At 63.0% G+C, this 12,975-nt stretch carries 12 protein-coding genes; 5 read left to right on the plus strand and 7 right to left on the minus strand.

All coding sequences use genetic code 11. From position 1 onward, the window contains the following. Window positions 1-285: 285 nt before the first annotated feature. The 3 genes from CXG43_RS16200 to CXG43_RS16210 all read right to left on the minus strand — a co-directional run bounded on the left by CXG43_RS16200 (window position 286) and on the right by CXG43_RS16210 (window position 5,269). Window positions 286-3,393 carry a fused MFS/spermidine synthase gene (locus CXG43_RS16200; protein ID WP_101100841.1) on the minus strand — a complete coding sequence of 1,036 codons (3,108 nt, stop codon included), beginning with the start codon at window positions 3,391-3,393 and terminating at the stop codon, window positions 286-288. 95 nt (window positions 3,394-3,488) lie between these two features. Then, window positions 3,489-4,723 (minus strand): IS3 family transposase gene (locus CXG43_RS16205; RefSeq protein WP_232767841.1). Its coding sequence is split into 2 segments (ribosomal slippage): window positions 3,489-4,372 and window positions 4,372-4,723, totalling 1,236 coding nucleotides; the frame shifts between segments, so codons are not numbered across the junction. 132 nt (window positions 4,724-4,855) lie between these two features. Beyond that, window positions 4,856-5,269, minus strand: coding sequence for a pilin (locus tag CXG43_RS16210; RefSeq protein WP_101100843.1), 414 nt, complete (start codon window positions 5,267-5,269; stop codon window positions 4,856-4,858). 354 nt (window positions 5,270-5,623) lie between these two features. On the opposite strand from CXG43_RS16210, the gene CXG43_RS16215 reads away from it, so the two are divergent. From CXG43_RS16215 to CXG43_RS16235, 5 genes are all read left to right on the plus strand, one after another. Continuing rightward, window positions 5,624-6,883: a type II secretion system F family protein gene (locus CXG43_RS16215; RefSeq protein WP_101100845.1), complete on the plus strand. Its 1,260-nt coding sequence runs from the start codon at window positions 5,624-5,626 to the stop codon at window positions 6,881-6,883. A 3-nt stretch (window positions 6,884-6,886) separates the two neighbouring features. Then, window positions 6,887-7,750 carry an A24 family peptidase gene (locus CXG43_RS16220; protein ID WP_057687384.1) on the plus strand — a complete coding sequence of 288 codons (864 nt, stop codon included), beginning with the start codon at window positions 6,887-6,889 and terminating at the stop codon, window positions 7,748-7,750. Continuing rightward, window positions 7,747-8,364: a dephospho-CoA kinase gene (gene coaE, locus CXG43_RS16225; RefSeq protein WP_101100847.1), complete on the plus strand. Its 618-nt coding sequence runs from the start codon at window positions 7,747-7,749 to the stop codon at window positions 8,362-8,364. The genes CXG43_RS16220 and coaE overlap by 4 nt, the downstream gene beginning before the upstream one ends. A gap of 379 nt (window positions 8,365-8,743) precedes the next feature. Continuing rightward, window positions 8,744-9,115 carry a type II toxin-antitoxin system RelE/ParE family toxin gene (locus tag CXG43_RS16230; RefSeq protein ID WP_101100849.1) on the plus strand — a complete coding sequence of 124 codons (372 nt, stop codon included), beginning with the start codon at window positions 8,744-8,746 and terminating at the stop codon, window positions 9,113-9,115. A 28-nt stretch (window positions 9,116-9,143) separates the two neighbouring features. Beyond that, a complete protein-coding gene (locus tag CXG43_RS16235) occupies window positions 9,144-9,413 on the plus strand; it encodes a helix-turn-helix domain-containing protein (protein ID WP_101100851.1) in 270 nt (89 codons plus the stop codon). Between the two features lie 128 nt (window positions 9,414-9,541). Here CXG43_RS16235 and CXG43_RS16240 read toward each other — a convergent pair whose 3' ends face one another. The 4 genes from CXG43_RS16240 to CXG43_RS16255 form a co-directional block, all read right to left on the minus strand. Next, window positions 9,542-10,885: a HAMP domain-containing sensor histidine kinase gene (locus CXG43_RS16240; RefSeq protein WP_101100953.1), complete on the minus strand. Its 1,344-nt coding sequence runs from the start codon at window positions 10,883-10,885 to the stop codon at window positions 9,542-9,544. Then, on the minus strand, window positions 10,878-11,555 hold the full coding sequence (locus tag CXG43_RS16245) for a response regulator transcription factor (RefSeq protein WP_057687381.1): 678 nt from the start codon (window positions 11,553-11,555) through the stop codon (window positions 10,878-10,880). The genes CXG43_RS16240 and CXG43_RS16245 overlap by 8 nt, the downstream gene beginning before the upstream one ends. Before the next feature lie 146 nt (window positions 11,556-11,701). Continuing rightward, window positions 11,702-12,190 (minus strand): hypothetical protein, encoded by a 489-nt coding sequence (locus CXG43_RS16250; RefSeq protein WP_101100853.1) that lies wholly within the window; start codon window positions 12,188-12,190, stop codon window positions 11,702-11,704. A 149-nt stretch (window positions 12,191-12,339) separates the two neighbouring features. Continuing rightward, complete coding sequence (locus CXG43_RS16255) at window positions 12,340-12,834, minus strand: hypothetical protein (RefSeq protein WP_101100855.1); 495 nt, start codon at window positions 12,832-12,834, stop codon at window positions 12,340-12,342. Between the last annotated feature and the right edge of the window lie 141 nt (window positions 12,835-12,975).

Below are 12,975 nucleotides of genomic sequence, written 5' to 3' on the forward strand. Positions count from 1 at the left end.
TCGTCGCCAGCGCGTCCATACCATCAGCCGCAAGCCCTTGCGTACATGGGCGAAACTGCAAAAGCGACGCCCGATGGGCGAAGCGCGCGACACGGCGGTCGGACGCACCTTGAGCTCACTGCGCATGCTCGCACCCAAGCAAAGCCACGCCCACCGCGACACTCGCTCTACGTAGCGACGGCCGCTGGCCGTCAGCACCTACCCGGGTGGGTGACGACCGTTGGTCGTCACGCCTTTGCCTTTGCTTTTGCCCTTCCCGCTGCCCTCGCCGAGCACGGCTCGGCGCTACCGTTCCTGCTTTCCCAACGCTGCCATATAGGTCAGCAACCTCAACCGCCCGCTGGCCCGCGCATCAGTTCCCAGCGAGTTCCAATAGCGATCCGACAATGCCCGCGCCAGCGCCGTATCACCGCTCGCCCACGCCGCATACTGCATCGCCCCGAACAGGTAATAACCCGATCGCGCATCCGCCAGCAGGCCAACACTGTGCGGACCTTCCAGCAGGCGCTGGCCGCTTTCCAGAACCTGCGCGTGATCATCCGTGGCCGCCGCAGACACCAGCGCCAGCGCATCGATGACCGTAGGATCGCGCAGCGGACATGGCCGCCACGTCGGCCGCACCCACAGGGCCTCGCGCTCGGCAGGCGCCAGGAACGGCACGGTTTCACCGGCCAGGAAAAACACCAGCCCGGCCGTTTCCAGCGGGGTGATCTCCAGTTCACAGCGCTCACCCAGAGCACGCAGCGCATCGGCCAACGCATGGTCGCCACCGCCCGGCAAGTCCGCGCCGTGCTGCAGCCGCTGCGACAACAGATAGGCAGTGCTTCGACGTTGCAGCATCTGCAGGTTCAGCTGGGCGCCTTCCGCCGGGGGTACGCGCGGCTCCGGCCCACCCCATGCGCGGGTCAGCGGCCAGGGAGCGGTCATGATCGATTCCACGTCCCCCACATACCCCTGCTGGAAACGCGCCACCGGCGCGCGCAGGGTGAGGATCGGGTGGTAATCAGAATGACGCGGCGAAGGATAAAGCGCCGGGTAAGCACGCAGCGCCGCATCACCCATCGCGTAGGTATCGCGCAGATCATCCAACCCATGCACACCCACGCGCGCCAGTTCGGCACGCAGCGCCGGATGTTCGAATATCCCGGCATTGAGTTCGGGCAGCTTTCCCTTCGGCGTGGCCACGATGATCAGGTCTGAATCATTCGCCAGATAGGCACGCACATTGCTGAAATGATCGACCAGTCCGTCCAGCACGGAGGACACCAGTTCCGGCGTGATTTCATACAACTGCAGCCACTGTACGAACAGGCCGCCGTCGTTGAGCTGGCCCGGCACGAACGCGTAGAACTCATCGCTGAACAACGACGCCGTACCGCCCACCCACGGATTGGAGGGCTCGGAAATGATCAGGTCGTAGCGGCGCCCACTGCCGGCAAAATGCGCCTTGGCGTCGTCGATGACGATGTGCGAACGCGGATCGGTATACGCGCGCGAAACGCGATCACCGAACAGCTTGGCGCCCTCCACCATGGCTGGCTCGATCTCCACCGTATCCACTTGGCCGACGCGCGGATCGCCAAGCAACGTATGCGTGGTCAGCCCGGAACCGAAGCCGATCACCCCCACCCGCTCGAAGCCATGGCCGAGCGCCAGCGGCAACGCGCCGAGCAGCACCATGGTGGATTCATCGCCGCTGGGCTCCTGGTCCACGCTGACCGCCATGCCCGCGTCCACCTTGCCGTTGGTGGCAATGGAGCGCACCGGCCCCGCCCCGCGATCGGTCTCGAACACCGACACCGTGGCGGTCTGCCCGTCCTTGAAGAACAGCATCTTCGCGCTGTCATGCAAACGCACACCGCCATGCCGGTACACCGAAGAACTGAGCACCAGCGGATCAAACCGCACCAGCGCCACCGCCGCGATCACACCGGCAATTCCCAGCGCGATCGCAACAAACGCCCCGCGCTTCCGCTCTTGGTGGGTGGCGACCTGCTCTTGCTCTTGGTGGGTGGCGACCGTTGGTCGCCACGCTTTTGATCCTGCTCCTGCCCCCACAACCCCACCAGGCCACAACAACCAAACCCCCAATCCCACATCCACCACCGCCGCCACCAACAGCGCGTACTTCAGCCCCAACATCGGCATCAGCACATGCACCGCCGCCAGCACACCCACAATCGCGCCCACCGTATTGAACGCATACACCTGCCCGATGACCTTCTCACCGCGCCCCTGCCGCAAAAGCGCCAGCGTCAACAGCGGCAGCGTCATGCCCGCAAAGAACGCAGCCGGGAACATCACCAGTACCGCAATCACCGCACTGGCCACGCTGTACAGCCCGTAGCCTTCCGCACTACGCACGATCACCCGCATCAGCCATCCGACCCATTCGAACGCCTGCGCATAGACAAACATCGACGCCAGCGCAGCCAACCCCATCAGCACCTGCACCCACCCCGCCGCCCGTAGCGGTGAGACCATGCGGTCCGCCCGATGGCGCAGCCACAGCCCGCCGAACGCAATGCCGGCGATGAATGCGGCGAGCATCAACTCAAAGGAATGCAGCGTAGTGCCCAGCGCAAGCGACAGCATGCGCACCCAGGTAATTTCATAAACGAACGAACTGGCCCCTGTAAGCAGTGCAATGCAAAGCACCGCCACCACCGTCCGATCTCGTCCCACGGCTAGCGTCGAGCGAGCTCGACACCCCCCATCCAAGTCCCCCGCCCCACCAGGTAGTGTCGAGCTCGCTCGACACCCAACACCCGACTCCCCACCCCGCGCCAACGGATAAATCAGCACCGCCACCAGGACGTTCAACGCACCCGCCACCATCACCGCGCCCGGCAACCCCAGCGCCGGCAACAACAGATACGTGGACGCCAGCGCCCCCGCTGCCGCACCAATGCTGTTGGCGAAATACAAGCCGGCCAGCACTTCCCCCTGCGCCTGTGGCTGCACACGCAGGTAACCAGCGCTCATCAGCGGGAAAGTGGCCCCGAGCAGGATGCACTGCGGCAGCACCAGCACGGTGGCGATTGTCCAGCGCAATGCGGTGGCACCCTGCCCTTCAAGGCCGGGCAGCAGGTGGGCGTAGGCCCAACCAGTGACGCCTTGGAAGATGCCGTCGAAGGCTAGGCCGAGCAGGCCGATCAGCAGTTCGATGGCCGCGTAGGCGAGCAACGGGTAGCGCCAGTCCGTGCTGCGGCGGCTGGCCCACCACGCGCCGATGGCCATGCCGCCCATGAAGAGCATCAGGACCAGGGACTGGGCATAGGACGAGTGGCCGAGGAACAGGCCGAGGTACTGGCTCCACAGGGACTGATAGATCAGGCCTGCGAAGCCGGAGAGGATGAAGATGGGGAGGATGAGCGATTGTCGAAAGATCATAGTCTAAGCCTAGTCCAGGTGAGCGGGGCTAGCTGAGAACTCATGACCCGTCCTGCCATAGGTTGACACCTATGGGGTGGATGATCCGGCCGCCGTCAGGCGGCCAAGGACGCCCGGTGCATCGCATCGGGCGTCTGCATTTTAAGGGACAGGTGGGGGCGCTCGGCGTTGTAGATCTCCACTGCCTCAGCCACCATCTGCCGAGCCTGTCCCAGGTCCCGTGGGCGACGGAGCAGAAACTCGCATTTGAGGATCCCGTTGATCCGCTCTGCCAGAGCGTTCTGATAGCAATCATAGCCGTCGGTCATGGAGCAGGTCAGGCCGTGCTTGGCATGGATCTTCTGATAGTTGTCCGAGCAGTACTGGATGCCCCGATCCGAATGGTGGATCAGTCGTTGCCTCGTTTTCCGGCTTCTCAGGGCCATCTCCAATGCCTGCGCGGTATGTTCGGTCTGCAGCGTCTCATTCACGCTCCAGCCTACGATCTTGCGTGACCACGCATCGGTAACAAGGCTCAGGTAAATGAACTTCCCATCTGTTGGTAGAAAGGTGATGTCAGCCACCCACACCTGTTCGCAGCCGCTGGGAACGATGCACTCTTCACCGAATTTGAGCAGATTAGGGTGCTTGCGGAAGCGATGATGGCTATCGGTCGTCTTGTGATACGCGCGACGCTGCCGCACCAGCAAGCGCGCTTCCCGGAGCACGTCAAATAAACGATCGCGCCCCAGAGCGATCCCCGCCGCCTGCAGCTTCGGCTCAATCAGATGGTGCAGCTTGCGCGTACCGACCCGAGGCTGGCGCGCGCGGCAGTCGCTCACCAGTGACAGTGCAGTAGCATCAGCAGCGTCTCGCCGCTGATGGCGGTGCCCGGCCTGATAGAACGCCTGCCGACTGATGCCGAAATGGCGGCAAGCCCTTGCCACGCTTACGCCTTTGAGGCGCCCTTGCGTGAGGACTTGCCGGAAGGCTTTTTTACGATTTTTACCCCGTAATCCTCTTTGAGGACGTCCACGATGGCCTCGAACAGCTGCGCCTTCTCGTTTGCCTCCCGCAACTGGACCTGCAGGGCCTTGATCTGTTGTTCCGGCGTCAGCGGCTTGGCCGCCCCGGCTTTGGGGACAGTGCTCATGGGAGGCAATGATGCCCCAGCTGACCAATCTTGCCGACCATGCCGACGAAGCCAGGAAAGCACCGTGCTGCGCGCTTGGATCCCATAACGCTCCTGGGCCCTTTTGTAGGTCAGCTCCCCGCGCTCGACCTGGTCTACCACCGACAACTTGAAGGCCAGCGAGTAATCCCGTTGGCTGCGCCTGATTGTTGCTTTCATTGAACATCCCTTTTCCAGAGGGAAAAGGTGTCAACCCAATTCAGGACGGGTCATCAGATAAAAAAAGGCCCCGCGTAGCGGGGCCTCAACAATCTAATGCTGCGCGCGGATCAGAACCGCCGCATCACTAAATTAACGGCAATCGGCCGGCACAAACTTCGGATCGATCGTGGTCGAGCAGGTCCAGGTCAGCTGACCGCCATTTCCTTCGACCGGGGTCAACACGATGTTGCCAGCGGCGTTCGGAACAGTCGAAGCCGCGGTGACAATACCGGTGCCGTCAGCAACGGTGATGCCCGAAACGTAAGCGGTCGCGCCCGGGAACTCGTATCCGCTGTTAGCAGCAGTGATCTGAGCCAAACCGCCGAGGCTCGAAGAGGTCTCGGTAACAGCCAGCTTCGCCGGCGCAGCCATGACGATCACTTCCGACACCTTGGCGCGGGTGGTGTAGTCCTGATACGCCGGCAGAGCGATCGCGGCCAGGATGGCGATGATCGCGACGACGATCATCAGTTCGATCAGGGTAAAGCCCTTCTGGTTCTTCATTTGTACATCCCCAAGGAATTAGGTGGTATGGAAAGGAACTGCTGCCGGAGCCGGTGGTCCCACCGGTTGAGCGGGCCGCAGCACCTTGCAGAGGAAAACTATGCAGGTTGCGTGCCAACTTCCCCGGCACGACCTCCTCATCTCCCCGGCGGCAATGATGCCAGCATTTCCCCGATTGGGAAGCCCGGTTAACGGGTTCTGCGATGAACCCAGCAATGTGACGCATTGCGTCACCTTTGGCCCACTTCGACCTCCAGACCGCGTCACACCGGTGCCGCACTGCCCAGAAGCACAGGAATCCGCTAGCATCTGCGGCTAGATGCCTGCTGGGGATGGCAGGCCGGGGAGCTCAAAATGTCAGCAAGTCGCAGTGCGATCAGGAAAGAGCCCGTAGTGCGCAACACTATGGAATTGGCACCGTTTGTCTGGGAGGGGACCGACAAGCGGGGCGTCAAGATGAAGGGCGAGCAGTTGGCGAAGAACGCCAACCTGCTCAAGGCAGAATTGCGCCGCCAAGGAATTACGCCAAAGGTGGTGAAGCCGAAGTCGAAGCCGCTTTTCGGTGCAGCCGGCAAACCCGTCTCACCCAAAGATATCGCGTTCTTTAGTCGCCAGATGGCGACGATGATGAAGTCAGGCGTTCCAATTGTATCGTCACTGGAAATCATCGGCGGGGGTCACAAGAATCCGCGAATGAAGAAGATGGTGGATACCATCCGGACGGACATCGAGGGTGGCTCATCTCTCCATGAGGCGATCAGTAAGCATCCCGTCCAGTTTGACGAGCTCTATCGAAATCTTGTGCGCGCGGGTGAAGGGGCAGGCGTACTTGAAACCGTACTGGACACCGTTGCCAACTACAAAGAAAACATCGAAGCACTGAAGGGCAAGATTAAAAAAGCACTGTTTTACCCGGCCATGGTCATGGCGGTCGCATTAATCGTTTCGTCAATCCTGCTACTTTTCGTTGTGCCGCAGTTTGAAGAGGTTTTTGCTGGTTTCGGAGCCGAGCTTCCAGCGTTCACGCAGATGATCGTCAATATGTCCCGCTTTATGACTTCATGGTGGTGGCTGATCTTGATCGTGCTCGCGGGCTCAATCGTTGGCTCCGTCATGGCCTATAAACGATCACCACGCATGCAGCACGCCATGGATCGCCTGATCCTGAAAGTGCCGGTGATCGGCCAGATCATGCACAACAGCTCCATCGCGCGCTTCGCCCGCACTACGGCCGTTACCTTCAAGGCCGGCGTGCCGCTGGTGGAAGCACTGGGCATCGTCGCTGGCGCCACCGGCAACAAGGTCTACGAAGAGGCCGTGCTGCGCATGCGCGATGACGTGTCGGTCGGTTACCCGGTCAACATGGCGATGAAGCAGGTCAACATCTTCCCGCACATGGTGGTGCAGATGACCGGCATCGGCGAAGAGGCTGGTGCATTGGATACCATGCTGTTCAAAGTGGCCGAGTACTTCGAGCAGGAAGTGAACAACGCCGTCGACGCGCTGAGCAGCCTGCTGGAACCGATGATCATGGTCTTCATTGGCGTGGTCGTTGGCGGTATGGTGATCGGTATGTACCTGCCTATCTTCAAACTCGGCGCGGTGGTTGGATAACAAATGGCATTTCTAGACCAGCATCCGGTCCTCGGCTACCCCGCCGCGGCCGGCCTGGGGTTGCTGCTCGGCAGCTTCCTCAATGTCGTCATTTTGCGCCTGCCCAAGCGGCTGGAATGGCAGTGGAAGCGCGACGCGCACGAGGTGCTGGAGCAGGAGGACATCTACGAGCCGCCGCCGCCGGGCATCGTGGTGGAGCCTTCGCACTGCCCGCACTGCAAGCACAAGCTGTCGTGGTACGAGAACATTCCGCTGTTCAGCTGGGTGATCCAAGGCGGAAAATGTCGCCATTGCAAGGCCCCGATTTCCATCCAGTACCCGCTGGTGGAGCTGCTGACCGCCGTGCTGGTGCTCGCCAGCGTGTGGCAGTTCGGCTTCGGCTGGCAGGGCTTCGGCGCTATCGTGCTGTCCTGTTTCCTGGTGGCGTTGTCGGGCATCGACATGCGCACCCAGCTGCTGCCGGACCAATTGACCCTGCCTTTGATGTGGCTGGGGTTGATCGGCGCGGTCGACAATCTGTACATGCCCGCCAAGCCTGCCCTGCTGGGCGCGCTGGTGGGCTATCTGTCACTGTGGTCGGTGTGGTGGATCTTCAAACAGCTGACCGGCAAGGAAGGCATGGGCCACGGCGATTTCAAGCTGCTGGCCGCCCTGGGCGCGTGGTGCGGCCTGAAAGGCGTGCTGCCGATCATCCTGCTCTCTTCGGTGGTGGGTGCCGTGGTCGGTTCCATCTGGCTGTACAGCCGGGGCCGTGACCGCGCCACGCCGATTCCCTTCGGCCCCTACCTGGCCATCGCCGGCTGGCTGGTCTTCATGTGGGGCGAGCCGTTGATTGACGGCTACCTGAGATACGCCGGCCTGCGATGAGCCGGTTCGTCGTCGGCCTGACCGGGGGCATCGCCTCCGGCAAGAGCGAGGTGAGCCGGCGCTTCGAGGCGCTGGGGGTGACCGTCGCCGACGCCGACCTGGCCGCGCGTGCGGTAGTGGCGCCGGGCAGTCCGGCGCTGGCGATGATTTCCGAACGATTCGGGCCCGGCATGCTGCTGGGCGACGGCGCGCTGGACCGCGCGCGGCTGCGTGCCCACGTGTTTGCCGATATGGCCGAACGCAAGGCGCTGGAGGCGATCACCCACCCCGCCATCCGCGAGCTGCTGCGCACGCAATGCGAGCAGGCGGAAGGCCCCTATGCCATCGCGGCGATTCCGCTGCTGACCGAGGCCGGTGGGCGTGCGGCCTATGGCTGGCTGGACAGGATCCTGGTGGTGGACGCGCCGGAGGCCCTGCAGCTTGCCCGGCTGATGCAGCGCGATGGCAATGATGCGGTGCTGGCACAGCGGATGATCGATGCGCAGGCTAGTCGGGCACAGCGGTTGGCGTTGGCCGATGACGTAGTGGCCAATGATGGGCACCCGGATGCGCTGCAGGCGCAGGTGGAGCGGTTGCACCAGACCTATCTTCAGTTGGCAGATGCGCTGGGTTGATCTTCGCTGCAGCAGCGCCGAGCCGTGCTCGGTGAGGGGTGGAGCAAAAGCGTGACGACCAGCGGTCGTCACTACCGAAGTCGGGGCGGTAGCGCCGAGCCGTGCTCGGCGAGCGCAGCGGCAGGAGCGAAGCAAGAGCTGACGACCAACGGTCGTCACCCACCAAAGGCAAGGGCGAAGCGAGCTAAGCGCCGGCGCCTTACGGCAGGCGTAACCGCAGTGCGAGCACGCTGGCTCACCGGTTACATGACCGAAACGTAAGCAGTTGCCCGATGGAGGTAAATCCTCCACCGCCGCACATTCGTCCGAACAGCAGCCACTCCACTCCTGGCGATGCGCAATGACTGTACCCGTTTCGGGTACACTTGGCGAAGCGGCAATGATTGTTCTCAAACGACGTGATTTTTCGCGGTGGCAACATAGCGAAAAGCTCCCCGACGCGGCTTTGTGCAAGGCCGTTGAGGAACTGAGGTGCGGACTGTTCGACGTTGATCTGGGCGGTCAGCTTTTCAAGAAGAGGATCGGCCGTGCCGGTTGCGGGAAGAGTGGCGGCTATCGAACCCTGATCTCAGCGCGCATCGGTCAGCGATATGTTTTCCTGCATGGTTACGCGAAGAATGAGAGGGCAAATATCACCCCTGAAGAGCGAAAGGCGATGCAGTTCGCGGGTAAGGCACTGCTGAACCTTGAGGCCTTGGATCTAGCCAAAGCACTCAGGTGCGGCATATTGTTGGAGGTGCGGTGTGACTAGCAGACTGATTGAATCGCTGCGCGGCGATATGCAGGCTTTGCAGGATATGGGCGCGATCAGCAAGCTCACGATGCGTGAGTTCGACGCGATGTGTCCGCCCCCGGTCAGGAACTTCAGTGCGGCCGACATCAAGCGGCTGCGGGAGGAACTGAGGTTCAGCCAGCCAGTCTTTGCGCTTCACCTGCACACGTCCGCGTCCACGATCCGAAAGTGGGAACAGGGCGAGACCCATCCCGCAGGCCCTGCCCTGAAGTTGCTCAACATCATTGCCGACCGGGGCCTGCAGGCCATCCTATGAAGCCGCGACGAGTGCAAGCGTGGCGGTAGGTACGTGACGACCAACGGTCGTCGCCCACCAAATGCAAAGGCAAGGGCAAGGGAAGGCAAGAGCGTGACGACCAACGGTCGTCACCCACCAGACGCGGCTCAGCCGAGCAGTTTGGGGGCGAAGGTCAGGGTGGCCACTACGCCGCGGTCGCCGCCGGGGCGCACGCTTACCTGCCAGCCGTACAGGTCGCACAGGCGGCTGACGATCGACAGACCAATGCCGCCGCCTTGCGAGTGGCCGGCATGGGTGCCGCGGTAGCCGCGCTGGAACAGTTTGGCGGCGTCTTCTTCGCTCAGGCCGGGGCCGCTGTCGGCCACCGATACGGCATTGTTGCCGACGTTGACCCGCACTTCGCCGTCCTGCGAGTACTTCACCGCATTGCCGATCAGGTTGCCCAACGCCACCGACAGCGCAGACTCCGGCGCGTCCACGATCACGTCGCGGGCGCCTTCCAGGGTCAGCGTGATCGGCTTGCCACCCAGCTGCGCACGGTGCGAATCCAGCAGCTGTTCGGCCACCCGCGCCACATTGCTGGTGCCCTGCCCGCGCTCGTTGCGCGACAGCAGCAGCAAGGCGCCAATCAGATCGCTGCACTGCTGCTCGGCACGCTGGATGCGCTGCAGGCGCTGCAGTACTTTTTCGTCCAGCCCGGGCCGGGTCAGCAGCAGTTCGGTGGCGCCACGGATCACCGCCAGCGGGGTGCGCAGCTCGTGGCTGACGTCGGCGTTGAACTCGCGGTCGCGCTGCACCACTTCGGTCAGCCGCGACGAATAATCATCCAGCGCCTGCGCCAGCTGGCCGACTTCGTCGTCCGGGAAGCGCGGGGCCAGCGGTTCGGGATCACTGGTGCCGCCACGGTAGGCGCGCAGCCGCTTGGCCAGGTCCGATACCGGCTTCATCACTTTCGATGCCGACCACCAGCCCAGCACCAGCGACAGCAGGCTGAACACCAGCACGGACAGGAACAGCGCGCGGTTGAGCTGTGTCTCCCCGCGCAGGCTCTCGGTCATGTCATACGCAAGGAAGAACCACGCCTGGGGCGTCTTACGCACCGCAAGCTTGTACGAGTACGGCTGGCCGCTATCATCGGTGCCACTGACGCTGTGGATGCCGTCGGTGAATTCGTACCAGTCGGGTTCTTCCTGGCGCAGCGCTTCGAAGCGGTCCGGCTTGACCAGCCGGGCGAACATCTGCTGCACGGGAAGATCGGGATTACGGCTGGAATCGGACGCGAAACGCCGAGCATATTCGTCGATATTGCGATTCATCACGTCTTCGACGAGCTGGTTTTCCACCCGCATGCGCGCCCAGTTGGTGGCGAACGCAAACAGCGTGGTCAGGCAGAAGCCCAACAGCACGAAGGAGACGATGATGCGGCTGCGCAGCCGGCGACGGTACGGTCCGCGCCGGCGTGCCCGCCTGGGTGCTGCGTTTTCAGGCATCCGGCGCGGCGATCCGGTAACCGATGCCATGGCGGGTCTGGATCATCGGCACTTCAAACGGCTTGTCCACCACCGCACGCAGGCCATGGATATGCACGCGCAGCGAATCCGAATCCGGCAGTTCCTCGCCCCACACGCGGGTTTCCAGCTCCTGGCGGGTCACCACGGCCGGCGAGGCTTCCATCAGTGCCTGCAGGATCTTCAGTGCGGTCGGGTTGAGCTGCAGCAGCTTGCCCTGGCGGCGCACTTCCAGCGTATCCAGGTTGTATTCCAGGTCACCGGTTTCCAGCACGCGGGTCTGCACGCCCTTGCCGCGGCGCGAAAGCGCATTCAGGCGCACTTCCACTTCCTGCAGCGCGAACGGCTTGATCAGGTAGTCGTCGGCACCGGAATCGAAACCGGCCAGCTTGTTGTCCAGCGAGTCGCGCGCGGTCAGCATCAGCACCGGGGTCTGCTTGCGCGCTTCGTTGCGCAGCTTGCGACAGACTTCGATGCCGTCCATGCCGGGCAGGTTGAGGTCCAGCACGATGGCGTCGAACTCGTGCACCACGGCCAGGTGCAGGCCGGTCACGCCGTCGGCGGCGAAGTCCACCGTGTGGCCGCGGTCCTCGAGGTAATCGCCGAGGTTGGCGGCAATATCACTGTTGTCTTCGATGACGAGAATTCGCACTGGGACCTCTGTTTCATGATGGGGTGCCGGGGTCGGCATGGCCGCAACCCGCAGGTTGCGACCCGGGGGCTGTTGCCGGCTGACGCCAACCATACAGACCCGGGCATTAACATTTCACACGAAACCGCGCGCAGGTAGCGTCAAGGTCACCGATTGGTGTGCTGGAAGCGACGCAGGCCTTCCTTGGAATCTTCCTGCATCTTGCGACGCTGGGCCACGGTCAGGCACACCCGCTCCGGCCGGTTGCTGCCGGTGGCACGCTCGCGGCGGCAGACCATGCGGCTGTCCGCATGGGCCCGGCTGAGGATGGTGTTGACCACCGCTTGGTTATTCAGGATGTCGGTCTGGGCCTGCGGGGTGGTCTGCTCGACGCTGTCGTGGTTGCCCAGCCGGGTCCGGATGCGGTTGATCGCCGCGCTGACCTTGCTCTTGTCTTCCAGGCTCACTTCGCTGTAGTGCTCGCTGTACAGCGCGCGCTCCACACCGGCCAACTGCTCCTGGGCGGACACCTTCACGTTGAGCTGGACAGGCGCCCGGGTATTGCCGGCCGCCGATTCGGACTGCACATAGGCCTGGGCTGACAGGCTGGTCAGGCCGAGGGCGATGGCAAAGGCCACGGTGTGAAGCGTTTTCATCCTGGTCTCCTCCTTGAAAGATCCCTGACTGTAAGAGTCATGTGAGGAAGGAATCAAGGGAGGAAAGTACCGCCGCCGCGCAGGCAAGGAGCCCAACACCGGCACAGGCGGATTCCCGTGCACCGGTGTCGAGCCCCGTTACGCGACGCTCAGCGATTAGCGTCGTACGGATTGACGCGGTTGTAGTTGCGTAGCGCCTCTGCGCCGTTGTTGCGGGCATCACGACGCTGGGCAACGGTCATGCACACCTGGGTCTGGCGGTTGCTGCCGGTCAGGCGCTCGCGCTGGCAGACCATCTTGCTGTCGGCATGGGCGCGCGTCAGGATGGTGTTGATCAGCTCCTGGTCGTTGTAGATCGCCGTGCGGGCCTGCGGATTGGCCTGCTCCACGGTCTCGTACTCGCCCAGGTTGTCGCGGATGCGCGCGAGGGCGGCGCTGACCTTGCTCTTGTCCTCAACGCCGATCTCACTGTATTGCTCGCTGTGCAGCGCCCCTTCCACGCGGGCCAGCTGCTGGGAGACGGACTCCTCGACATCCAGCTGCACCAGCGCGGAATCGCGGGCGGGCTTGGAGTCAATCTTGGCGTGGGCGACACCGGCCACGCCGAACGCAACGGCGAATGCTGCAATCAGAACTGACTTCATCTTTGCTTCCTCCATGAACGAAACCCAACTGTACGAGCGATGGGCGGGTCGATCAAGCGAGGCGCTGGCGGCGTGGGCGGTCGCATAAAAAAGACCCGGACGTCTCCGTCCGGGTCTGAAGTTTCATATCCCGATACCGAT

It is taken from the genome of Stenotrophomonas sp. Bg11-02, from assembly GCF_002836635.1.
Lineage (GTDB): Bacteria > Pseudomonadota > Gammaproteobacteria > Xanthomonadales > Xanthomonadaceae > Stenotrophomonas > Stenotrophomonas lacuserhaii.